The following is a 23,187-nucleotide window of genomic DNA, read 5'->3' as shown; positions in this document are numbered from 1 at the left end:
CGATCTCGTTTTTCAGCGTCAGCAACCCGATGGCATTGTTTTTTTCAGTATCAGAAAGGGAACATTCACTATGGCACAGCTCTGGGGCGGGCGGTTCACCAAAGAAACCGACAAACTCGTATACAACTTTAACGCGTCAATCAGTTTTGATCAGAAATTCTACCGGCAGGACATCCGCGGCAGCCTTGCCCATGTGCGGATGCTCGCAAAGCAGGGAATCCTCACTGAACAGGAGAGGGATCAGATCATCGACGGACTGAACGGCATCCTGAGGGATGTCGAGAACGGCACGCTCAGCATTACCGACGAGTATGAAGATATCCACAGCTTTGTCGAGGCAAATCTCATCGACCGGATCGGCGATGTGGGCAAAAAGCTCCACACCGGAAGAAGCCGGAACGACCAGGTTGCTCTGGATATGAAGCTTTATGTGCGGGACGAAATTGACGAGCTTGATCCGATCCTGAAGAAGCTTCTTCTTGTGATCGAGCGGATCATGGAGGAGAACACGGAAACTTATATGCCCGGCTTCACCCATCTGCAGAAAGCGCAGCCGGTCACTCTCGCACATCACTTCGGCGCATATTTCGAAATGTTTCGCCGCGACAGAAGCCGCCTCGCCGATATCCGCAGAAGAATGAACACATGCCCGCTCGGAGCAGGTGCCCTCGCCGGCACCACCTACCCGCTTGACCGCGCATACACCGCCCAGCTGCTTGACTTTGACGAGCCGACCGCCAACAGCATGGATTCCGTATCGGACCGCGACTATATCATCGAGCTTCTTTCCGCACTCGCCACCATTCAGATGCATCTGTCCCGTTTCAGCGAAGAAATCTGCATCTGGAACTCAAACGAGTACCGTTTTGTGGAAATCGATGACGCATACAGCACCGGAAGCTCGATCATGCCCCAGAAGAAGAACCCCGACATCGCCGAACTCGTAAGGGGTAAAACCGGACGTGTCTACGGCGCGCTGATGCAGATGCTGACAAGCATGAAGGGCCTGCCTCTTGCCTACAATAAGGATATGCAGGAAGACAAGGAGCTCACCTTTGATGCCATCGATACTGTCAAGGGCTGCGTGGTCCTCTTCACCGGCATGCTTGACACCATGAAATTCCGAAAAGACATAATGGAACAGTCCGCAAAGCACGGCTTCACCAACGCCACCGATGTCGCGGATTATCTGGTCCGCAAGGGAATTCCGTTCCGCGACGCACATGGAATCACCGGCCGTCTTGTCCTCGATTGCCTGGACAGAGGCTGTTCCCTGGATGATCTTCCCCTCGAAGAGTTCCGTAGATACTCTCCGGTCATCGATAGCGACATCTACGAAGCCATCAGCATGAAAACCTGCGTGGAGCGCAGAAACACCACCGGTGCCCCCGGACCCGAAGCCATCCGCGCAGAGATCGCACGGAACCGGAAGTACCTCTCCGCCTGATAAAATCAACTTTTTGCGGGATACCGGTTGCATTAATGAAAAAAAAGGAATAGAATACGTGAAAACAATGAAAGATCAAATGTAAGGAGATTGAACAATGGACAGAAAATTAAGAGTCGGTATCCTCGGTGCCACCGGAATGGTAGGTCAGCGTTTTGTCACACTCATGGAAAATCATCCTTGGTTTGAAGTCACAGCTGTGGCAGCCAGCGCCAGAAGCGCCGGACAGACCTATGAGGAGGCTGTCGGAGGCCGTTGGAAAATGGAAACTCCGATGCCTGAATATGTAAAGAACATGACAGTAATGAACATTACGGAGGTTGAAAAGGTCACCGCTCTCGTTGATTTTGTGTTCTGTGCTCTGAATATGCCGAAGGATCAGATCCGCGAAATCGAGGATCGCTACGCAAAGGCAGAGACTCCTGTTGTATCCAATAACAGCGCAAACCGCTGGACACCGGACGTACCGATGGTCGTTCCGGAAATCAATGATTCTCACTTTGATGTAATCCCGTATCAGAGAAAGCGGCTCGGCACCACCCGCGGATTCATCGCCGTAAAGCCTAACTGCTCCATTCAGAGCTATGCTCCGGTTCTCACCGCGTGGATGAAGTTCGAGCCGACCGAGGCTGTTGTCACGACATACCAGGCGATTTCCGGCGCAGGCAAAACATTCAAGGACTGGCCGGAAATGGAGGGAAATGTCATTCCCTTCATCAGCGGTGAAGAAGAGAAGAGCGAGCAGGAGCCGCTCCGCATCTGGGGTCATATTGAGAACGGCGAAATCGTAAAAGCGGAAGGTGTGAAGATCACCAGTCAGTGTCTTCGTGTTCCCGTACTGAACGGACACACCGCCGCCGCTTTTGTGAACTTCCGGAAGAATCCTTCCAAGGAAGAACTCATCGAAGCCATGGAGAGCTTCCGCGGATATCCGCAGGAGCACAATCTTCCGAGCGCTCCGAAGCAGTTCATCCGTTATATGACCGAGGATGACCGTCCTCAGGTTCGTCTGGATGTAAACTTCGAAAATGGAATGGGCATCAGTGTAGGACGTCTCCGCGAGGACAGCATCTTTGAATGGAAGTTTGTCGGCCTCTCCCACAACACACTCCGCGGAGCTGCCGGCGGCGCTGTTCTCTGTGCAGAGACCCTCGTTGACAAGGGCTATATCACCGCAAAATAAAATCCGATCGTCGGAAGGTGCTTTGCCGACCGACACCTTTTTCAGAAAGCCGGGATCCTGCCGCGGCAATGCCGGGCAGGATCTTTTTCCGTTTTTCCCCCTCCCTTCTATTTTCCCTTTTGTCGCCAGCCCTTGTCTGTCCCGTCTTCCATATGACAATCAGAGTCTTTGTAGAAGAACCCTTGTTCACGTTAATAAAGAAAGCTCCATCCACAGCAGGCGCAGTATCTCTGTATAAAGGAAAGTGAGGCCCCTCATTGCCAAAATCACTCTATATCGCCGAAAAGCCCAGCGTTGCGCAGGAATTTGCCAAGGCGCTCCATGAAAACCCGGTCCGCCATGACGGATATATGGAATCCGATAACAGTGTCGTCACCTGGTGTGTAGGGCATCTCGTGACCATGTCCTATCCGGACAAATACGACGAAAAATACAAAAAGTGGTCTTTTGACACCCTTCCTTTTCTTCCCGCACAATTCAGGTATGAAGTCATCAGCTCCGTCCGAAAACAGTTCCAGATTGTCAGCGGGCTTCTGAACCGCGCAGATGTAGAAACCATCTACGTCTGCACCGACTCAGGACGGGAAGGAGAATATATCTACCGCCTTGTCGCTATGATGGCGAAGGTTCCCCCTGCCAAGGACCAGCGGAGAGTGTGGATCGACTCACAGACAGAGGAAGAAATTCTCAGAGGAATCCGCGAGGCGAAAAACATATCCGAATACGACAATCTGTCCGAAGCCGCGTTTCTGCGGGCAAAGGAGGATTATCTGATGGGAATCAATTTTTCCCGGGCCCTTTCCCTGCGTTATTCCTACGATCTCTCCTCCTACCTTGGCGGCAAATATCACGCCATTGCTGTCGGAAGAGTCATGACCTGTGTGCTGGGAATGGTAGTACGCAGAGAGCGGGAAATCCGGGATTTTGTAAAAACCCCGTTTTTCCGTGTTCTTGCAAGCCTGTCCTGGCAGGGCCGGTCATTTGAGGGCGAATGGAAAGCCGTTGAAGGCAGCCGCTGCTTTCAGTCCCCGAAGCTTTACAAAGAGAACGGCTTCCGGAAGAAAGAGGATGCGGAAGAGCTGATACAATATCTTGGCGGAATCCATCCGCAGGAAATGAAAGCGGTCCGCGTGGAGAAGAAGACCGCCCGGAAGAATCCTCCCCTCCTGTACAATCTGGCGGAAATTCAGAACGACTGCTCCCGGTTCTTTAAGATCAGCCCCGACCAGACACTGAACATCATTCAGGAGCTCTACGAAAAGAAACTGGTGACCTACCCCAGAACGGACGCGCGTGTTCTGTCCACCGCGATCGCAAAGGAAATCAACCGGAACATCGGAGGCCTCCGGAATTACGCCCCGGCTGCGTCCTTCGCCTCCGAGATTCTGGAGAAGGGTACCTGGAAGGGCATCGGAAAGACCCGCTACACCAACGATAAACAGATCACCGACCACTATGCGATCATACCGACCGGACAGGGCCTCCAGAACCTGAAAAATCTGACTCCGCTCGCCGGTAAGGTCTATGATCTGATTGTCCGGAGATTCCTGAGCATTTTCTATCCGCCCGCAGTCTACCAGAAGGTCAGTCTCGAGACACAGATCGAGACCGAGCATTTCTTCTCCAATTTCAGCGTACTCACAGAAGAGGGATACCTGAAGCTGGCGTACCGGAACCCGGCCAAAAAAACAAACGCGTCTGCAGATGACTCCGGAGAATCCTCTCCGCCGGACAATGCCGAAGAGCAGGTCGACACGGGATTCCTCGAAGCATTAAAACAGCTGCATAAGGGAAGTGTTCTTCCGGTCAGCGGTTATAAGATCAGGGAAGGGGAAACCTCTCCGCCGAAGAGATATACTTCCGGTTCCATGATACTTGCGATGGAAAACGCCGGACAGCTGATCGAGGACGAAGAGCTGAGGGAACAGATCAAGGGAAGCGGCATCGGCACCTCCGCGACCCGCGCGGAAATCCTGAAAAAGCTATTCAACAATAAATACCTCGAACTGAACAAAAAAACCCAGGTCATCACACCTACACAGATCGGAGAAATGATCCATGATGTGGTTTACTGCTCAATCCGCTCTCTTTTGAATCCGGAGCTCACCGCATCCTGGGAGAAGGGACTCACCTATGTCGCGGAAGGAACCATTGAGCCCTCTGAATATCTGAACAAACTCGAGACCTTCGTGGCAAACCACACAAACGCGGTCAAGCAGACGAACAACCGGGCAATCCTTCAGAAACGATACGATTACATCTCCCAGTTCTACAAGAAAGGCCGGCGCAAAAAATCATAAAGACGCCCGTGATCCCCGTGTGGAATCGTTCTTTTTCTGACGAAATCCCCTTTACGAAAAGGCGGATTTATGCGAGAATATAAACGGCTATGTGAAAAACTTTTTTGAAAGGAGTTTTACAATGATTTATTCACAAGAAGTAGAAGATATGTGCGTTGTACATCAGGGCGTACATCATGGCGCTGCTCCTATTCCTGAAGAAGCTAAATGGGTTCAGGCAAAGGAGGTTAAAGATATTTCCGGGTTTACACATGGTGTAGGCTGGTGTGCACCGCAGCAGGGTGCCTGCAAACTGTCTTTGAACGTCAAGGAAGGAATCATCCAGGAAGCTCTGATCGAGACGATCGGCTGCTCCGGTATGACCCATTCCGCTGCAATGGCAGCAGAGGTTCTTCCGGGACTTACCGTTCTGGAGGCTCTGAACACAGACCTTGTCTGCGACGCGATCAATACTGCTATGCGTGAGCTCTTCCTTCAGATCGCTTATGGCCGCTCCCAGAGTGCGTTCTCCGAGGATGGTCTTCAGATCGGCGCTGGTCTTGAAGATCTTGGAAAGGGTCATCGTTCTCAGGTCGGAACCATGTACAGTACTCTTGCGAAGGGACCGCGTTATCTTGAGATGACAGACGGCTACGTAAAGGAACTTGCTCTTGACGAGAATGATGAGATCATTGGATATAAATTCGTAAACTTCGGAAAGATGATGGACTTCATCAAAGCCGGCGACGATGCGAATACCGCATTTGAGAAGGCTTCCGGTCAGTACGGCCGCGTAGCTGACGCCGTGAAGTTCATTGACCCGAGAAAAGATTGATAGAGGAGGACGACAAAGATGGCTTTATTTGAATCATATGAAAGAAGAGAAAAACAGATTCTCGCAAAGCTTGCTGAGTACGGGATCAACTCTATTGAAGAAGCAGCAGAAGTAACAAAGGCCGCAGGTCTTGATGTATACCATCAGGTTGAGAGCATCCAGCCGATCTGCTTTGAGAACGCAAAATGGGCTTACACTGTAGGCGCAGCAATCGCGATCAAGAAGAACTGCCGCACAGCCGCTGAGGCTGCTGCCGCAATCGGTGAGGGACTTCAGTCCTTCTGTATCCCGGGATCCGTAGCTGACCGCCGCAAGGTTGGTCTCGGACATGGAAACCTGGGCAAGATGCTCCTGGAAGAGGACACCGAGTGCTTCGCATTCCTCGCCGGCCACGAGTCCTTCGCAGCAGCAGAGGGCGCGATCGGTATCGCCGAGAAGGCAAACAAGGTACGTAAAAAACCGCTGCGTGTCATCCTGAACGGTCTCGGAAAGGATGCGGCTCAGATCATCTCCCGTGTAAACGGCTTCACCTTTGTGGAGACCTCCTATGATTACAAGACAGGCGAGCTCAAGGAATTAAGCCGCACCTGCTATTCCAAGGATCCGAACGGCGCGCGCGCAAAGGTTAACTGCTACGGTGCCAACGATGTACAGGAAGGCGTTGCCATCATGTGGCATGAGAACGTTGATGTTTCCATCACCGGAAACTCCACCAACCCGACCCGCTTCCAGCATCCGGTCGCAGGCACCTACAAGAAGGAGCGCCTCGAGGCAGGCAAGAAGTACTTCTCCGTTGCTTCCGGCGGCGGCACAGGCCGTACCCTTCATCCGGACAATATGGCTGCAGGCCCTGCATCCTACGGTATGACAGATACCATGGGACGTATGCACAGCGACGCTCAGTTCGCAGGATCCTCCTCCGTTCCGGCTCATGTAGAAATGATGGGTCTGATCGGCGCAGGTAACAACCCCATGGTCGGCATGACCGTTGCGGTTGCCGTTGCGGTTGAGGAAGCTGCAAAGGCAGGACGTTTCTGATCTGACACCGCCCGGGCTGTATACACCGGTTTCCACACCCCGGAAACATCCGAATCGGATGTTCCGGGGTTTTTTCATAACGGAGGCACTGTTACATGAGTTTTTTGCCCGTTTCCAGAGAAGACATGAAAAAGCAGAACATCACACAGCTTGACTTTGTCTATGTCTGCGGAGACGCCTATGTGGACCACCCCAGCTTCGGTTCCGCGATCATCGGAAGAGTCCTTGTTTCCCACGGCTACAGCGTCGGTATGATCTGCCAGCCCGACTGGAGGGATCCGGCAAGCATCGCCGTTCTTGGTGAGCCGAGGCTCGGTTTCTTGGTATCCGCGGGGAATATGGATTCCATGGTTCTCCACTATACTGTCGCGAAAAAGCGCCGGCACGAGGATCTGTACAGTCCCGGCGGGAAGGGCGACTGCCGCCCCGACCGGGCTGTAATCGTCTACTGCAACCTGATCCGGCGAACCTTCAGGCACACCCCGGTCATCATCGGAGGAATTGAGGCAAGTCTTCGAAGACTCGGCCACTATGACTACTGGTCCGATAAGGTACGCCGGTCCATTCTTCTGGAGTCCGGCGCGGACCTCCTGTCCTACGGGATGGGAGAGCGCAGTATTGTTGCGATCGCTGACGCTCTCGCCTCCGGCATCCCCGCAAGGGATATTACCTACATCGACGGAACCGTTTACAAGACCAGAGATGAAGAGAGCATCTACGATGCCGTCCGACTGCCCGATTTCAGCGAGATCAGCGAGGACAGTGAAAGGGGCCGCAGAAAATACGCCGAAAGCTATGCGGTGCAATACGCCAATACAGATCCTTTTCAGGCAAAACGGATCTATGAGGGCTATGGGAACGGTGTCCGCGGCAGCGACGGCTCCGATCACGGGTCCGGGATGACCTATGTCGTCCAGAACCCGCCCTCAAAACCGCTGACGCAGATGGAGATGGACGACATCTACGCGCTTCCCTATATGCGCCGCTGGCATCCGATGTACGACAGGCAGGGTGGAATCCCCGCCCTCGCCGAGATCCGCTTCAGTCTGACCAGCAATCGGGGCTGTTTCGGCGAATGCAACTTCTGCGCGCTCACCATGCACGAAGGCAGAATCGTCCAGGCCAGAAGCCATGAATCCATTCTCCGGGAGGCGCGGCAGATGATAAAGGAGAAGGACTTCAAGGGCTATATCCACGATGTCGGAGGTCCCACGGCGGAGTTTCGCGCTCCCGCTTGTGACAAGCAGCTGAAGTACGGTGCCTGCGTGCACAAACGATGTCTCTATCCCCGCCCCTGCAGCAATCTGCGCGTCGACCACTCCGACTACCTGAAGCTTCTGAAAGAGCTGAGAAGTCTCGACGGTGTGAAAAAGGTATTCGTCCGGTCCGGCTTCCGCTTCGATTATCTCATGGCGGACCGGGACAGGAATTTTCTCCGGGAGCTTTGCCGTTATCATGTGAGCGGACAGCTCCGGGTCGCCCCCGAGCACATCTCCGACAATGTTCTGCGGGAGATGGGAAAACCGCCGGTGAAGGTATATAATGCCTTCGTACATGAGTTCGAAAAGGTGAACCGTGAGCTCGGGATGAAACAGTACATCGTTCCGTATCTGATGTCTTCCCACCCCGGCAGCCGTCTCTCAGACGCAATTGCCCTCGCCGAATATATCCGCGACATGGGATACATGCCGGAACAGGTTCAGGATTTCTATCCGACACCCGGCACGGTTTCCACCACCATGTATTATACCGGCCTGGACCCTCTGTCCATGCAGCCGGTGTATGTTGCAAGAAATCCGCACGAAAAGGCGATGCAGCGGGCCCTGATCCAGTACCGCAGGCCGGAAAATTATGATCTGGTAAAAGAGGCCCTCCAGAAAGAGGGGAGAGAGGATCTGATCGGATTCGGTCCCCGTTGTCTGATCCCGCCGAGAAAAATGGCAGAGCATTCCGCACACAGCACCGGAAGAAACGTTCATCCTCACAAAAAACCGTCCGGAAGGAGGAAGAGAAGATGAGAGAAGATTATGTAAAGGCAAAAAAACAGGCTGACAAGGCGCTCCGGAAAGCAGCCAGCGAGGGAAGATATCCGTATCTGACCTCTCTGGACAGTTTCCTTCCCAATTACATGACACTGGCGAAGGTACCCGTAGGAGTCAAGGACATCCCCATCCGCATGATTGCCGGCACCGTAACAGAAAGCCGGCAGAATGCTTTTACCTGGAACTTTCTGCCGACTCTGAGATACTACACCGAATTCGGGCAGAAGTGGTCCACCCTCTACGACGCCCAGCAGGCCGAGGGAATCCACGACCCGATCAAGTGCTTTGAATATCTCAACCGTTTCTATGTTCTCGAGGGCAACAAACGGGTATCCGTGCTCAGCTACTGCGGAGCCAGATCGATTGCCGCGGACATTACCCGCATTCTTCCGATAAAGTCGGATGACATCGATATCCGCGTATATTATGAATTCCTGGATTACTACAAAGTCACTCAGCTCTATGGTATTGTTTTTTCCAAACCCGGCTGCTATGCGAGACTGGCCACACTGTACGGAAGAGACCTGACCGAACCCTGGCCCATCGAGACAGTCGAAGACCTGCGCTCGGATTTCAACCGTTTTTCCGACGCATATGACGCAAAAGGCGGTGAAAATCTTCGAATTTCCGCAGGTGACGCCTTCCTGATTTATCTGGGGTTCTACCACCGCCAGAGTCTTCAGGAAGACAGCCGGTCCTCCATCGAGAAAAAAATCGGCTTGATCTGGAACGAGCTCCTAAGCGCAGAGAACGAGGGAAATGCGGCCCTGCTCGATACTCCGGACACCTCACGAAAAGGGAACATCCTCACCAATCTGTTTACCCCTGTATACACAAAAGAGCAGCCTCTCCGTGTCGCCTTCCTCTACTCCCGTCCGCCGAAGACCTCGCGCTGGCTTTATGGACATGAGCTCGGCAGAAATGAGCTGAATCAGACCTACGAGGGCGTCGTGGATGCCATCTGTTTCGATGACTGCAATACAGAGGAAAAGCTCGACGCCGCCTTTGATGCCGCTGCGGCGGATCTCGATGAAGTGGTCTTCACCACCTCACCGGACATGATGGACGCTTCCAAACGCGCCGCTATAAGATATCCGAACATGAAGATCCTTAACTGCTCCATCGACCTTATGAGCAGCGCGGTCCGCACCTATTATCCGAAGATGTACGAGGCAAAGCTCATCATGGGCGCACTGGCCGCATCCTACTCAGACGACCACCGCATCGGCTACGTGGCAGACTATCCGCTGAACGGAAACATCGCGAACATCAACGCTTTCGCGATCGGAGCCGCCATGATTGATCCGGAGGTCAGGATCATCCTGAAATGGAGCGGCATAAAGAACAGCCGATGGGAGGAGGAGTTCAATGAGCAGGCGATCGGTGTCATTTCCGGTCCGGATCTTATCCGGCCGGATGAAGCATCCCGGAAATACGGTGTGTACAAACGTCTGGCGGACGGAACCATACACAATATCGCCGCGCCCCTGTGGAACTGGGGACAGTTTTATATTCAGATTGTAGACACCATCCTCGACGGCTCCTGGAACAACCGCGAGAACATCAGCAAGGAGCAGGCAATCAACTACTGGTTCGGCTTTTCCAGCGGCGCCATCAATGTGATTCTCTCCCAGAATATTTCGTATTATTCCCGCAAGATGGCATTTCTGTTCCAGCAGGGAATCGAGAACGGAACCATCAACCCATTCTGCGGCGAACTTCGCAGCCAGACCGGACTCATCCAGGATGCAGGCGGAGGATCACAGCTGACCAATGACCAGATCATTCACATGAACTGGCTCAACGACAACATCATCGGATCACTCCCGGATCCCTCGCAGCTCACAGATACGATTCATTCCACGATGGAGCGGAGCGGAGTTCAGGGAATCCCCACTGCCGAAGAGCAGAAATAAGGAACAGAACGGAGAGATAAAAATGAAATTACTGCTACTGGCCGACGAGGAAGTCAAACAGCTCTGGGATTTCTACAGACCCGGCATGCTCAGGGATTACAATCTGATCGTATCCTGTGGAGATCTCAACAGAAAATACCTGGAATTTCTTGTCACAATGGCGAGCTGCCCGATCCTCTACGTCCGGGGCAACCACGACAAAACTTACAGGGAACAGCCGCCGGAAGGATGCATCTGCATTGAAGACACCGTCTATGACTACCATGGTCTGCGGCTTCTCGGACTGGGCGGATCCATGCGCTACCGTCCGGACGCCGACAACATGTACAACGAAAAGGAGATGGAAGACCGTATTCGCAGAATCACGCGCGAAATCCGTCTTCGCAACGGCTTCGACGTCCTTGTCACCCATGCTCCCGCAAAGGGCTACGGAGACCTCGAGGATCTCCCGCACAGGGGATTTGAATGCTTCAATGAGCTGATGAACAAATGGCACCCGAAATACATGTTCTACGGCCACGTTCACAAATCCTACAACAACTGCCATTTCGAACGCGAAATCCTTCATCCGAGCGGAGCCCGTCTGATCAACGCCTACCAGAAATACGAGCTGGAGATCGGTGATGACGAATATCCTTCCGTCGGACATACCGGTTCTTTTATTTACGACCTTGTAATGTCCATGAAGAACAAAAAGAATCCATATTAACAACAGCAGAATCACGCCGATGAACCTTCTTTGTGAACTACTCCGACTTATAGAAGTCGGAGTAGTTCACAGAACCGGGGGATTCATCGGCGCGATATGAATTCAGTTCTTCTTGGATTCTTCTTGGATTCTTATCTGATCCTTATCCGATTCTGCACACACTTCCCGTTGACAGCGCTACATTCGTATGATATATTGAATCTGCGTTAGATATATCTAATATTTGTAAACAAACTTGTACTTCTGTGCACAGATGCCGGAGAAACCGCGTTATTCAAGCCGCAGAGCCGGTATGATTCAGGTCATTCATTATTGATGAAGGCCGGATATCGGAGGAATCATGTCAGACCAGACACTTGTCGATCACGCCTCGCCTACACTCGCCGGACTGAAGACAGGGGCCCTTTTTCCTGTTCATTACCCGGACGAACAATCCATGAGAGAAGATATTCGACGTTACAACAGACGCATGCAGACGGCCGGGCTCCGGCTTCTTCCGGTCCGCTACAGAGACGGACGCGCTCTGCTGTATCTGTACCGCGGAAAAGATCTGGACCGGGATCTCGGGCAGGAGAAGAGCCGGCGAATCCTCGCGTCAGCGGGCTACACAGGGACACATGCCTCGGAGTGCGTCTGTGAACTTGTCTGCCGCATGCGGCAGAACCGGGATTTTCCCCACGAAGTCGGCGTCTTTCTCGGATATCCGCCGGAAGATGTCGAAGGGTTCATACAGAACCATGCGAAAAACTTCAAATTTGTCGGGACCTGGAAGGTTTACGCAAACGAGGATGAGGCTAGAAATTCCTTCGACCGGTACAGAAAATGCACCCGGTGTTACCAGAAGCTTCTGTCGGTTGGTATTCCCCTGGAGAAGCTTCTGGTTTCTAACCGGTAATCAAAGAAAAAAGGAGAAAATGTCATGAGCAAGGTAGCAGTAATATTCTGGACACAATCAGGGAACACGGAGCAGATGGCACAGGCGGTAGCCGACGGCGCAAAGAATGCAGGCGCAGATGTCGATCTTCTGGAGACATCTGATTTTTCACCTGCCAGCGTCTCCGGGTATCAGGGGCTTGCCTTCGGATGCCCGGCCATGGGAGACGAGCAGCTGGAGGATTCCGAATTTCAGCCCTTGTGGGATTCCGTGAAGGGCAATTTGATCGGAAAGAAGGTTGGCATTTTCGGTTCATACGGCTGGGGAGACGGCGAATGGATGCGCAGCTGGGAAGCGGAATGTAAAGAGCTCGGCATCACGCTTGCATCTGACCCCGTCATTGCGAACGAAGCTCCTGACGACGACGCCGTCGAGGCATGCCGCTCACTCGGTGCCTCTCTCGTCTGATTCCGCATACCCGTTGGAACTCACCCGGAAGTACAGCTGTGATTCGCTCACTCGGTGCCTCTCGTCTGATTCCGGATACCTTCCGGGATATTCTCCGATATCCTCAGTTCTCAATTTTCATCAAAAATATCATTGAGTTTTTGGTCATAATATACTAAAATAAGGGAAACAGCGTGTTGCAGTTACTGCGTAATTCCAGTTGATTGCACACGCTGTTTTTTTTACGCGAACAGTGAACTGCAGCCGAATGCGAAGTATTCGTGTGCGGCGAGCGTCGCGATAGCGAGATAAAACTCGCGCAGCGTGTTTTATCTCGTTTGTGCCGCAGCCGGCCCCTGTGCAGACCGGCTGATCTATAGAACAGGAGGATATTCATATCATGAACGAAACAGCAGATACCGTGCACACAGAAAACAAAATGGGGACGCAGCCGATGGGCCGTATCCTGTGGGCGATGGGAATTCCAATCATCGTTTCGATGATCCTGCAGGCGTGCTACAACATTGTGGACAGCATGTTTGTAAGCCGGATGCCGGATATGAACGGACTGGCTCACACAGGAGAATACGCCATGAACGCGCTGACTCTGGCGTTTCCCATCCAGATGCTGATCGTCGCCTTTGGCATCGGTACCGGCGTCGGCGTGAATGCACTGATGTCAAGAACCCTCGGGCAGGGAAACCGGACGAAAGCCGCGAAAGCCGCGGGAAACGGAATTATGCTCGGAATCATCATCTACCTGTGTTTTCTTGTCTTTGCCGTCTTCGGTATCCGCGGATATCTGAAAACCCAGACCAGCGATCCCGTAATCCTCTCCATGGGTACAACCTATCTGGCGATCTGCACCTACCTCAGCTTCGGAAACATTATGTACGGAATCTATGAGAAGCTGCTGCAGTCCACAGGAAAAACTCTGCTCTCCACCATTGCCCAGATTGCCGGTGCTCTCACCAATATCATATTCGATCCGATCATGATCTACGGACTGCTTGGCTGTCCCGCCATGGGAGTTGCCGGCGCCGCCTACGCGACAGTCCTCGGTCAGTTCGTATCTCTCGCCCTCGATATGTTCTTCCACTACAAGATGAACAAGGAGGTTCCGGCAGGTATCCGCTATCTGAAGCTCGACGCGCAGACGGTGAAGGAAATTTACCAGATCGGTATTCCCGCCATCATCATGCAGGCCCTCATGTCCGTCATGACCTATGGCGTAAACATCATCTTTGCAGGAGTTTCGACAGCAGCCGTCACCGCCTATGGCATTTTCTACAAGATCCAGCAGTTCATTTTCTTCGCCGGCTTCGGCCTCCGTGATGCCATCACGCCGCTGATCGCATACAATTACGGCATGGGAAGCTATAAACGGGTCAAAGAAGGAGTCCGGTACGGAATCCTTGACACAAGTCTTATCATGATCATCGGAATCATCGCCATGGAGGTGTTCGCGCATCCGCTCGCACAGATTTTCGGCCTGTCCGAACACACGGAAATTCTCTGCGCGCGGGCGATGCGCATTATCGCTCCCGGATTCATCTTCGCCGGAATCAACATTTCCTCGCAGGGAATCTTTCAGGCGCTTGAAAAGGGCACATACTCTCTGTATGTCTCTCTGCTGCGGCTGGTTATTGTTGTTCTGCCCCTCGCTTACCTCTTCTCTATCATGGAGAGCGCGGAATTCCTGATCTGGTTTGCTTTCCCGATCGCAGAGGCTGTCGCCATGCTCGTCGCCGCTTTCCTCCTGAAGCGCACCCGCGTTCAGAAGATTGAACCGATGAGGAACTGGAGCAGGAATCAAACCCAGTCTGCGAAATGAAAATAACGGCTGCTGTTAACAGCGCAATTGACGGGCATTGCTTTCACAGTTATTTCTGTCGCTGCAGCGCCGGAAAGGACACCTGGAAATCTTTTTCCTGTCAGTTGCACCCGAACCGGAAGTGTGATACCATCGGCATAAAAAGTATGACGTGTAATCTTGCAGAATCCCCGGAAAAACTGTCGGCAGTACCTGTTTTTTTGCTGCCGGCTCAAAAATCGGGGCCGATATGAATAAATATCCGTCATAATAATACCGGGGGTATATCAATGGAAGAAAAAACAGAAACAGCAGCACAAAACAGGAAGCCGGACTACAACAGACACAGCCTGCAGGAGCAGCCCATCGAATTCTATACGCAAAAGTTTCGTGAAGCCGATCCTGCAGAGATTGCGGCCAGGACTCACACAGATTACAACGAAGAGAAGCAGCGCTTCACCCTGCGTTTTCTGGGCAGGGATTACAGCATTTCCTGGCCCGGCTTTGAGATCACACCGCAAATCGCAGACAACAGCGGAAGAGTACTGATTCTCCGCTATCTGCTTTTTGCGGAATATGAAGCATTCAGCAATCACTTCATCTCGTTCCGCGACATGCCTTCCGGCGATCTGTATTTCGGTCCCTTCCAGGGCAGATGCATCTTCCGCTTCAATCACAAATACGGCAGCCGGAAAAGCGTCTTTCAAAAAGTCCTTGAGGGTATGGGAGCCACAAAGGTAGACTATGCCGACGCCTGCTATGACGTCGAGCTTCTCCCGGAGCTGTACATCCGCTTTATCCTGTGGGAAGGCGATGACGAATTCCCGGCATCCTCTCAGATTCTTTTTTCCGATAACTTCAAAAAAGCATTCGCGACCTACGACCTCGCAGAGGCCGGCGGCGTCTGCCTCAACGCCTTCAGTGCATGGGAGGCAGATCATGCGTAAGGAAGACGAAAGCTTTTCTTTCAGCGCGGCGCCCCGGTCCGGCAGGTCAGATGAAAACATCTGTGAAGGCAGCTCCTGTCCGGAACCGGACGAATCCCCGGATCCCGGCGAAAAGAAACACATTCAGGAATTCTCCATCAGCAGTCCCTCTGCAGATCACCGGAAAGCACAGGAGGACAGTCTCTCCTCCAGAATCAGCCGGCTCTATCCAAACATGAGCAAGGGGCAGAAACGGCTTGCCGACTATGTCACCGAGCACTACGAGAAAGCCGCCTTTATGACTGCGGCAGAGCTCGGCAAGCAGGCCCGCGTCAGCGAATCCACCACGGTGCGCTTCGCAACCCTTCTGGGATACCGCGGATTTCCCGAATTTCACCAGACACTGGAGGAGCTCGTCCGCAACCGTCTGAATTCTATCCAGCGTATGGAGGTCACCTACGAACGAATTCCTCAGGACAAAATTCTGGACACCGTTCTGACAAGCGACATTGAGAAAATCAAGCTGACACAGGAGCACATGGACCGAAAAGCCTTCCATCTGGCCATCGAGACCATTCTCTCCGCGAAAACCATCTATGTCATGGGGCTCCGGAGCTGCGCGCCGCTTGCCGCTTTTCTCGCCTTCTATCTGAATGAAATTTTTGACAATGTCCGGCTGGTGAATTCCACAGGCTCAAGTGAGGTATTTGAGCAGCTGATCCGAATCGGAGAGAAGGATGTCATCATCGGGATCAGCTTTCCCAGATACTCGATGCGCACGCTTAAGGCGATGGAATTTGCCAACAACCGCAACGCAAAAGTCATCACGCTGACCGACAGCATTCACTCCCCGATGAACCTGTATTCCTCCTGCAATCTGATTGCCAGAAGCGATATGGCTTCCATCGTAGACTCGCTGGCTGCGCCCCTCTCCGTGATCAACGCGCTGATTGTGGCGCTTTCCATGCGGCGGCAGAATGAGGTCGTGAACACCATGACCACACTGGAGCGGATCTGGAATGAATACCAGGTATACTCGCGCGACGAGATCAATCCTCTGGATGATCACCGTGGGATAAACCTGAAGGATCCTGACCGGAATACAATTGATGACTGAATTTTTCAAAAGACCGGGGGAATATCTATGTCTAAAATCTGCGTGATCGGAGGCGGAGCGGCAGGCATGGCTTGTGCCATGTTCGCGGCGGAACGCGGCTTCAAAGTTCACCTTTTTGAGCGAAACGAAAAACTGGGCAAAAAGCTCTTTATTACCGGCAAAGGCCGCTGCAACTTTACAAATGCGTGTGAGAAAGACGAGCTTTTCCCCCACGTCGTGACCAATCCGCGCTTTTTGTACAGCGCCTTCAACAGCTTCAGCAGTCAGGATACCATCCGTCTCTTTGAGAGCCTTGGCGTGCACACAAAGGTGGAACGCGGCAACCGGGCATTCCCATCGTCTGATCACTCCTCTGACATCATCCGCGCGCTGGAAAGCCGTCTCCGGCTGCTGGATGTGAAGGTTCATCTGAAGACCAGGGTCATGAAAGTTCTGACGGAGGATCTCTCCCCGGAGGAAACCATAAAGAAGCAGAACCGGAGAGTCAGCGGCATCCTTCTGGAAAACGGATCCGTAATCCCCTGCGATGATGTGATCCTTGCGACCGGAGGGCTTTCCTATCCTTCCACCGGCTCCACCGGAGACGGCCTTATCATCGCGGAAAGTCTCGGCCATACCCTCCAGAAGCAACGCCCCGCGCTGGTTCCTCTCGAGACCGCCGAGCCCTATATACCCGAACTGCAGGGACTGTCCCTGAGGAATGTCACACTGACCATCCCCTACGGAAAGAAAAAACAGTTCCGCGAATTCGGCGAAATGCTCTTTACCCATTTCGGAGTCAGCGGTCCACTTGCTCTGACCGCGAGCTCGTATATTGGAAAGTACCTGGAAGACGGACCTCTTGCGGCATACATTGACCTGAAGCCCGCTCTCACCGACGAACAGCTTGACGCAAGGCTCCTCAGAGAATTCGAAAACGCGCGGAATAAAGAACTGAAGAACGCCACCGCCTCCCTTTTCCCGGCGAAACTTCGCCCGGTCATGATGAAGCTGAGCGCAATTCCCGAAGACAAACCGGTCAATGAAATCACCAGAGAGGAAAGAGCCGGCTTCCGCCGACTGGTAAAAGCCTTTCCATTCACCATAACCGGTCTTCGCAGTTACAACGAGGCCATCATCACCCAGGGCGGGATCTCTGTGAAGGAAATCAATCCGTCCACCATGGAATCCCGTCTGGTGCGCGGCATGTACGCGATCGGAGAGGTCCTTGACCTTGACGCCGTCACCGGAGGCTTCAATCTGCAGATCGCGTGGTCTACGGCAAAGGTATGCGCCGACGCGCTTTCAGACAATAACCGGTCTTCATAACCAGCTCAGATGGGCCGGCCGTGGCAGCTCTGGACAGAAGAAACGGACTCAGTCGAGTCACTCGTGGACAGGGAAGCGGATGACGCTCTTCACAATTTCTGCCGGATCGTTTATAATTTTCTGCAGTGTATCTATGCAAACAGCTGCTCCGCCACCGCGGAGCGCCGCATTATTTCTGCCGGACGGTTTATCATGTGCCGGCAATGTAACTAGGCAAACAGCCGCCCGCGAGGGCGGGACACAACAATTATTCAGCCTGCGGATTGTCCAACGAGATAAAACACGCTGCGCGAGTTTTATCTCGCTATCGCGACGCTCGCCGCACACGAATACTTCGAATTCGGCTGCGGCTCACTGTTCGCGTAAATTATATGCGTCTCCGACGTCCGGCAGGCACGAGGTCAGAAATGAGTTTTCAGATTGCAATTGACGGCCCCGCCGGAGCGGGGAAAAGCACCATAGCCAGGAGAGTTTCCGAAGCGCTTGGCTTTATTTACGTTGACACCGGAGCCATGTACCGGGCCATGGGCCTATATTTTCTGGACCTGGGGATCGACACAGAGGATGAAAACGCCGTCAACGCGTCCCTTCCCGGCGCCAGACTGAGTCTTCAAATCATCGAGGGCAGTCAGCATGTATTTTTAAACGGAAAAGACGTTACCGGACGGATTCGTTCCGAGGAGGCGGGAATGATGGCCTCCAAGACAAGCCGGTACGCCGCGAACCGTGAGAAAATGGTAGCCATGCAGCAGGAGATCGCCCGCTCGCAGAACGTTGTGATGGACGGAAGAGATATCGGAACCGTCGTCCTGCCTGATGCGCCGCTGAAGATCTACCTGACCGCAAGCGTTCAGGTCCGCGCTCTCCGCAGGTACCGGGAACTACTTCAGAAGGGTCAGACTCCCGTTCTTGAGGAGATTGAAAAGGACATTGCCGCAAGGGATGACCAGGACATGCACCGGAAGAATTCCCCGCTTCGAAAGGCAGAAGACGCCGTCCTCGTAGACAGCTCTGACATGACGATCGAGGAGGTTGCAGATACCATCACGGACCTTGCCCGTGCCAGAATTGCAGAAAAGGGCAGCTGCTGAGAGGAGGAGACAGATGGAGATTATCAAAGCAAAGAGCGCAGGATTCTGTTTCGGCGTAAAAAGAGCAGTTGACGAGGTTCAGAAACAGATTCGCGATGGCCGGAAGCCCGTCTATACCTATGGACCGATCATTCACAACGAACAGGTGGTAAATAAGCTCGCGGCCCAGGGAGTCCGGGTCATCCGCTCAGAGGAAGAGCTCGATCAGATCCATGAGGGTACCATCATCATCCGCTCTCACGGCGTTCCCGAGCGGATACAGAAAAAAATGGAATCACTGGGAGTGAACCTTGTGGACGCCACCTGTCCCTTTGTCAAAAAAATCCATGAGATTGCCCGGAGGACAGGCGAAAACGGTGACATCCTCATCATCGCCGGGAACCCGAATCACCCTGAAGTACAGGGCATCATGGGCTGGACCAAAGGAGAGGTCTATGCAGTCGAATCCCCTGAAGAATTGCAGAATCTGAAGATCCCGGAGGGCCGGAAGGCGGTTCTGGTCGCCCAGACCACTTTTGATAAAGTAAAATTTGAAGATATTGTTGAAATTTTTGCCAGAACGCGTTATAGTAGTTATGTTGTAAATACTGTGTGCAATGCAACTGACGAGCGGCAGACAGAAGCGCGGGAGATTGCGCAGAAAGTAGATGCTATGGTTGTCATCGGAGGCAGGCATAGTTCTAACACACAAAAGCTGTATCATATTTGCAGTGAGAAATGTGCGAATACTTACTTCATTGAGACACTTGTTGATTTGGATTTGAAACCTTTTCAATCTTATTCTCGTGTAGGTATCACAGCTGGAGCATCTACTCCAAATAGTATAATTGAGGAGGTTACAGAACATGTCAGAATTAAGCTTTGAAGAAATGCTGAACGAGTCTTTCAAGACCGTACATAACGGAGAGGTAGTCGAGGGAACGGTCATCGACGTCAAACCGGAGCAAATCATCCTGAACATCGGGGTTAAGGCTGATGGCATTCTGACCAGAAACGAGTATTCTAATGATAACTCTCTGGATCTGACAACCGTCGTTAAAGTCGGTGACAAGATGGAAGTCAAGGTCATGAAGGTCAACGATGGCGAGGGTCAGGTACTTCTCACCTACAAGAAGCTGGTTGCCGAGAGAGGCAATAAGAAACTCGAAGAGGCATTTGAGAACCATGAGGTTCTGAAGGCAAAGGTTGTCCGCGTTCTGAACGGCGGACTGAGTGTCAACGTAGACGGCGCGCGTGTATTCATCCCGGCCAGCCTCGTATCTGACACCTTTGAGAAGGATCTCAACAAATACATGGATCAGGAGATTGAATTCGTGATCATCGAGTTCAATCCGAGAAGAAGAAGAATCATCGGCGACCGCAAGCAGCTTGTTGTAGCCGAGAAGAAGAAAGCCCAGGAGGAGCTCTTCTCCAGAATTCACGTGGGCGATGTTGTCGAGGGAACTGTTAAGAATATCACTGATTTCGGTGCATTCATTGATCTCGGCGGAGCGGACGGTCTGCTTCATATCTCCGAGATGAGCTGGGGCCGCGTTGACAATCCGCGTTCTATCCTTTCGGTAGGACAGAAGGTTACCTGCCTGATCAAGGATATCAAAGGCGATCGCATTGCGCTGAGCCTGAAGTTTGACGATCAGAATCCGTGGCTTACCGCCGATGAGAAGTACGCGGTTGGAACCGTTGTAGAGGGCAGAGTAGCCCGCATGACTGACTTCGGCGCTTTCGTTGAGCTTGAGCCCGGCATTGACGCTCTTCTTCATGTATCTCAGATTTCCAGAGATCATGTCGACAAGCCGTCTGATGTGCTGAATGTCGGCGACATCATCACTGCGAAGATCGTTGATTTCAATGCAGAGGATCGCAAGATCTCCCTCAGCATCAAGGCTCTTCAGAACGATTCTCAGGATGAGACTTCTGACGAACAGTAATCCGCCGGAGAATCCCCGGATTTCTCTTATATATCAGAGTTTATAGCATGTAAAACCCGCAGATCCTGCCTTTTCAGGATTTGCGGGTTTTTTCTCTTCTTCGTTTCATGAAAGCTCAATATCGCATACAGTCTCTTACGCGCGCTTCGCGGCAGGCGGCCTGTCTGCTTTTTCGAAGAGCTTATACAGCAATATATTGACCATGTAGTCGATAAGTGGTATATTTCATGTATCGACCGCATGGTCATTTATTTCAGAGATACCTGATCTGTCAGTTCCAGCATTGGCAAGGCAGTGGGTTTCCGACTGCAGCAAACGAAAGGATTATATGTATGAACAGAGAAGAGAAGAACCGTCAGACCCGGGCGAAAATTCTGGCAGGCGCAACCGCTGAATTTGCGGCGCATGGATATGAGGCCGCCTCACTGAATACCGTCTGCCTTTCCGGCGGCATTTCCAAGGGGATCATCTATCATTATTTCGAATCCAAGGACGATCTTTATCTGGCCTGTCTGAAGGAATGTTTTCACTCTCTTACAGGATACCTGAAGGATCATCTCACCGGGGAAGCAGAACCGGAGGATCCTCTTACCGCCTATTTCAGCACCCGCCTGGATTTTTTTCAGGCACACGAGGACTATGCCCGTATTTTCTGCGGTGCCGTTATTTTTCCACCGGCCTGTCTGCAGAGCAAAATCGCAGATATCCGGCGGGATTTTGACGAAGTGAATGATAATTACCTGCGCAGGATTCTCAGAAACCGGAAGCTGCGCAGTGATCTCACGGAAGAAGAAATCATAAGAGCTTTTCGCATGATGCAGGATTCACTGAATGCCAGTTACCATCATCCGTCAGAGGACGGTCTGGATCTGGCGAAACACGAAAAGGATTGCAGAACTCTCGTGAATATCTTCTTGTACGGAATTCTGAAAAGAGAGGAGTAAAGACATGGAGACTCTGGTTATGATTCTTCGCTGGGCAGGGACCCTGGTTCTTGCCTGGCTTTGCGGAAAGCTGATCACAAAAATAAAAATGCCGGCGATTCTGGGATGGCTGATTGCCGGCATGCTGCTCGGTCCCTGCGGAGCGGACCTGCTTTCACAGTCAATTCTGGATACCGGATGGTATAAGATGATGATTATCTGGATGCAGTGCGCGTTTGGACTGATGCTGGGGACGGAACTTATCTGGACGAAAATAGCATCTTATGGGCGGGCGTTAATCATTACGACATTGACGCAGTCCCTCGGAACCTTTGCCATAGTCTCTGTGACCTTCGCTGTGGTGCTTTGTTTTGCGGGTCAGCCCGTCTGGCTTGCGCCCGCATTTGGAGGCATCGCTCTTGCCACAGCTCCTGCGCCTGCCTTATCCATTGTCCAGGAATTTCATACGAAAGGGCCGGTTACAGACACGCTGCTTCCCATGGCGGTATTGGATGATATTGTCGGAATTGCCGTCTTCTTTACCGTAAATTCCTTTATTGCCAGCAGAGTTTCCGGCGGAGCAGTACCCCTGTATATGATTCCTGTCATGATTTTTCTGCCGATCGCGATCGGCATTGTAACCGGTGTTCCGGCAGGAATGCTGTTGAAGAAAAAACCGGGAAAGTCCGGAACACTTCTGATTCTACTGGCCGGAATTACGCTTACCGCAGCAATTGGTCTGTTTTTCAACCGGGTGGTTTTTACAAATATCACACTGAATTACATGCTGATGGGAGTATCCTTCTCCGCTGTATTCTCCAACCAGATCCCGCAGAGACAGCTGGAGCAGACAACGACATGGTTTCATCCCATCCTCGGCGTCAGCCTGCTGGCCGCCATCACCGACCTTGGTGCTCCGCTTGACTATCACCTGATTCTGGGAGCGGGGCTCTATACCTTTGTCTACATTGCTTCCCGTGCCTTTGGAAAATATTTCGGTGCAAGAGCAGGTGCCAGGGCAACGCATATGCCGGTCACGGTTCAGAAATATCTTGGGCTCACGCTTCTCCCGCATTCCGGTGTATCTCTGGTGTTTACCGGAATTGTATGCAGTGTTCTCGCGGCTTCCCGGCCCGAGCTCTCATCACTGGTGAAGGGGACCATCGCGGCCGCAGCCGTGATCAATGAGATCATCGCGGTAATCGCGGCAAAAAAGGGCTTTGAACTTGCCGGAGAGACTGAAGCAAAGTCAAAGACCATTCATGCATCCGACAGCACAACGGACAGGACCTCAGGCCCGGTTAACTGACT

Annotated in this window: 19 protein-coding genes; all 19 read left to right on the top strand. The window is 52.5% G+C overall.

What is annotated here, in order from left to right; all coding sequences use genetic code 11:
• The first annotated feature begins 70 nt into the window (after positions 1-70).
• The 19 genes from argH (at position 71) to ACTNDI_RS07795 (ending at position 23,185) form a co-directional block, all read left to right on the top strand.
• Positions 71-1,447: an argininosuccinate lyase gene (gene argH / locus ACTNDI_RS07885; protein WP_441100403.1), complete on the top strand. Its 1,377-nt coding sequence runs from the start codon at positions 71-73 to the stop codon at positions 1,445-1,447.
• A gap of 97 nt (positions 1,448-1,544) precedes the next feature.
• Positions 1,545-2,630, top strand: a complete 1,086-nt coding sequence (asd, locus tag ACTNDI_RS07880) for an aspartate-semialdehyde dehydrogenase (RefSeq protein WP_441100402.1) — start codon at positions 1,545-1,547, stop codon at positions 2,628-2,630.
• A 257-nt stretch (positions 2,631-2,887) separates the two neighbouring features.
• The gene (locus ACTNDI_RS07875) at positions 2,888-4,930 is read left to right on the top strand and encodes a DNA topoisomerase (protein WP_441100401.1); all 2,043 of its coding nucleotides are present in this window, start codon (positions 2,888-2,890) and stop codon (positions 4,928-4,930) included.
• Between the two features lie 121 nt (positions 4,931-5,051).
• Complete coding sequence (locus ACTNDI_RS07870) at positions 5,052-5,744, top strand: iron-sulfur cluster assembly scaffold protein (protein WP_441100399.1); 693 nt, start codon at positions 5,052-5,054, stop codon at positions 5,742-5,744.
• 18 nt (positions 5,745-5,762) lie between these two features.
• On the top strand, positions 5,763-6,782 hold the full coding sequence (locus ACTNDI_RS07865) for a GGGtGRT protein (RefSeq protein WP_441100397.1): 1,020 nt from the start codon (positions 5,763-5,765) through the stop codon (positions 6,780-6,782).
• A gap of 95 nt (positions 6,783-6,877) precedes the next feature.
• Positions 6,878-8,800 (top strand): YgiQ family radical SAM protein, encoded by a 1,923-nt coding sequence (locus tag ACTNDI_RS07860; protein ID WP_441100395.1) that lies wholly within the window; start codon positions 6,878-6,880, stop codon positions 8,798-8,800.
• Positions 8,797-10,740, top strand: coding sequence for a BMP family ABC transporter substrate-binding protein (locus ACTNDI_RS07855; RefSeq protein ID WP_441100394.1), 1,944 nt, complete (start codon positions 8,797-8,799; stop codon positions 10,738-10,740). Before ACTNDI_RS07860 ends, ACTNDI_RS07855 begins: the two co-directional genes overlap by 4 nt.
• Positions 10,741-10,762: 22 nt before the next feature.
• Entirely contained in the window at positions 10,763-11,449 is a 687-nt protein-coding gene (locus tag ACTNDI_RS07850; protein ID WP_441100393.1) for a metallophosphoesterase family protein, read from the top strand.
• Between the two features lie 340 nt (positions 11,450-11,789).
• Positions 11,790-12,344, top strand: coding sequence for a DUF3793 family protein (locus ACTNDI_RS07845; RefSeq protein WP_441100392.1), 555 nt, complete (start codon positions 11,790-11,792; stop codon positions 12,342-12,344).
• Positions 12,345-12,368: 24 nt separating this feature from the next.
• Positions 12,369-12,791: a flavodoxin gene (locus tag ACTNDI_RS07840; RefSeq protein ID WP_441100391.1), complete on the top strand. Its 423-nt coding sequence runs from the start codon at positions 12,369-12,371 to the stop codon at positions 12,789-12,791.
• Positions 12,792-13,191: 400 nt separating this feature from the next.
• Positions 13,192-14,604 (top strand): MATE family efflux transporter, encoded by a 1,413-nt coding sequence (locus tag ACTNDI_RS07835; protein ID WP_441100422.1) that lies wholly within the window; start codon positions 13,192-13,194, stop codon positions 14,602-14,604.
• Between the two features lie 269 nt (positions 14,605-14,873).
• Positions 14,874-15,530 (top strand): DUF3786 domain-containing protein, encoded by a 657-nt coding sequence (locus ACTNDI_RS07830; RefSeq protein ID WP_441100389.1) that lies wholly within the window; start codon positions 14,874-14,876, stop codon positions 15,528-15,530.
• Positions 15,523-16,626 (top strand): MurR/RpiR family transcriptional regulator, encoded by a 1,104-nt coding sequence (locus ACTNDI_RS07825; RefSeq protein ID WP_441100388.1) that lies wholly within the window; start codon positions 15,523-15,525, stop codon positions 16,624-16,626. The genes ACTNDI_RS07830 and ACTNDI_RS07825 overlap by 8 nt, the downstream gene beginning before the upstream one ends.
• Positions 16,627-16,653: 27 nt before the next feature.
• A complete protein-coding gene (locus tag ACTNDI_RS07820) occupies positions 16,654-17,934 on the top strand; it encodes an NAD(P)/FAD-dependent oxidoreductase (protein ID WP_441100386.1) in 1,281 nt (426 codons plus the stop codon).
• A gap of 407 nt (positions 17,935-18,341) precedes the next feature.
• Positions 18,342-19,025: a (d)CMP kinase gene (gene cmk / locus ACTNDI_RS07815; RefSeq protein ID WP_441100384.1), complete on the top strand. Its 684-nt coding sequence runs from the start codon at positions 18,342-18,344 to the stop codon at positions 19,023-19,025.
• A gap of 13 nt (positions 19,026-19,038) precedes the next feature.
• On the top strand, positions 19,039-19,890 hold the full coding sequence (gene ispH, locus ACTNDI_RS07810; RefSeq protein WP_441100382.1) for a 4-hydroxy-3-methylbut-2-enyl diphosphate reductase: 852 nt from the start codon (positions 19,039-19,041) through the stop codon (positions 19,888-19,890).
• The gene (gene rpsA / locus ACTNDI_RS07805) at positions 19,871-20,953 is read left to right on the top strand and encodes a 30S ribosomal protein S1 (protein ID WP_441100380.1); all 1,083 of its coding nucleotides are present in this window, start codon (positions 19,871-19,873) and stop codon (positions 20,951-20,953) included. The genes ispH and rpsA overlap by 20 nt, the downstream gene beginning before the upstream one ends.
• A 332-nt stretch (positions 20,954-21,285) precedes the next feature.
• Positions 21,286-21,897, top strand: coding sequence for a TetR/AcrR family transcriptional regulator (locus tag ACTNDI_RS07800; RefSeq protein ID WP_441100378.1), 612 nt, complete (start codon positions 21,286-21,288; stop codon positions 21,895-21,897).
• A gap of 4 nt (positions 21,898-21,901) precedes the next feature.
• Positions 21,902-23,185, top strand: coding sequence for a cation:proton antiporter (locus tag ACTNDI_RS07795; protein ID WP_441100376.1), 1,284 nt, complete (start codon positions 21,902-21,904; stop codon positions 23,183-23,185).
• The last annotated feature ends 2 nt before the right edge of the window (positions 23,186-23,187 follow it).

The sequence above is a fragment of the Bilifractor sp. HCP3S3_D3 genome (assembly GCF_052063915.1).
GTDB lineage: Bacteria > Bacillota > Clostridia > Lachnospirales > Lachnospiraceae > Bilifractor.
Note: the sequence above shows the minus strand (reverse complement) of the source record. Positions and strands in the feature narration are given on the sequence as shown.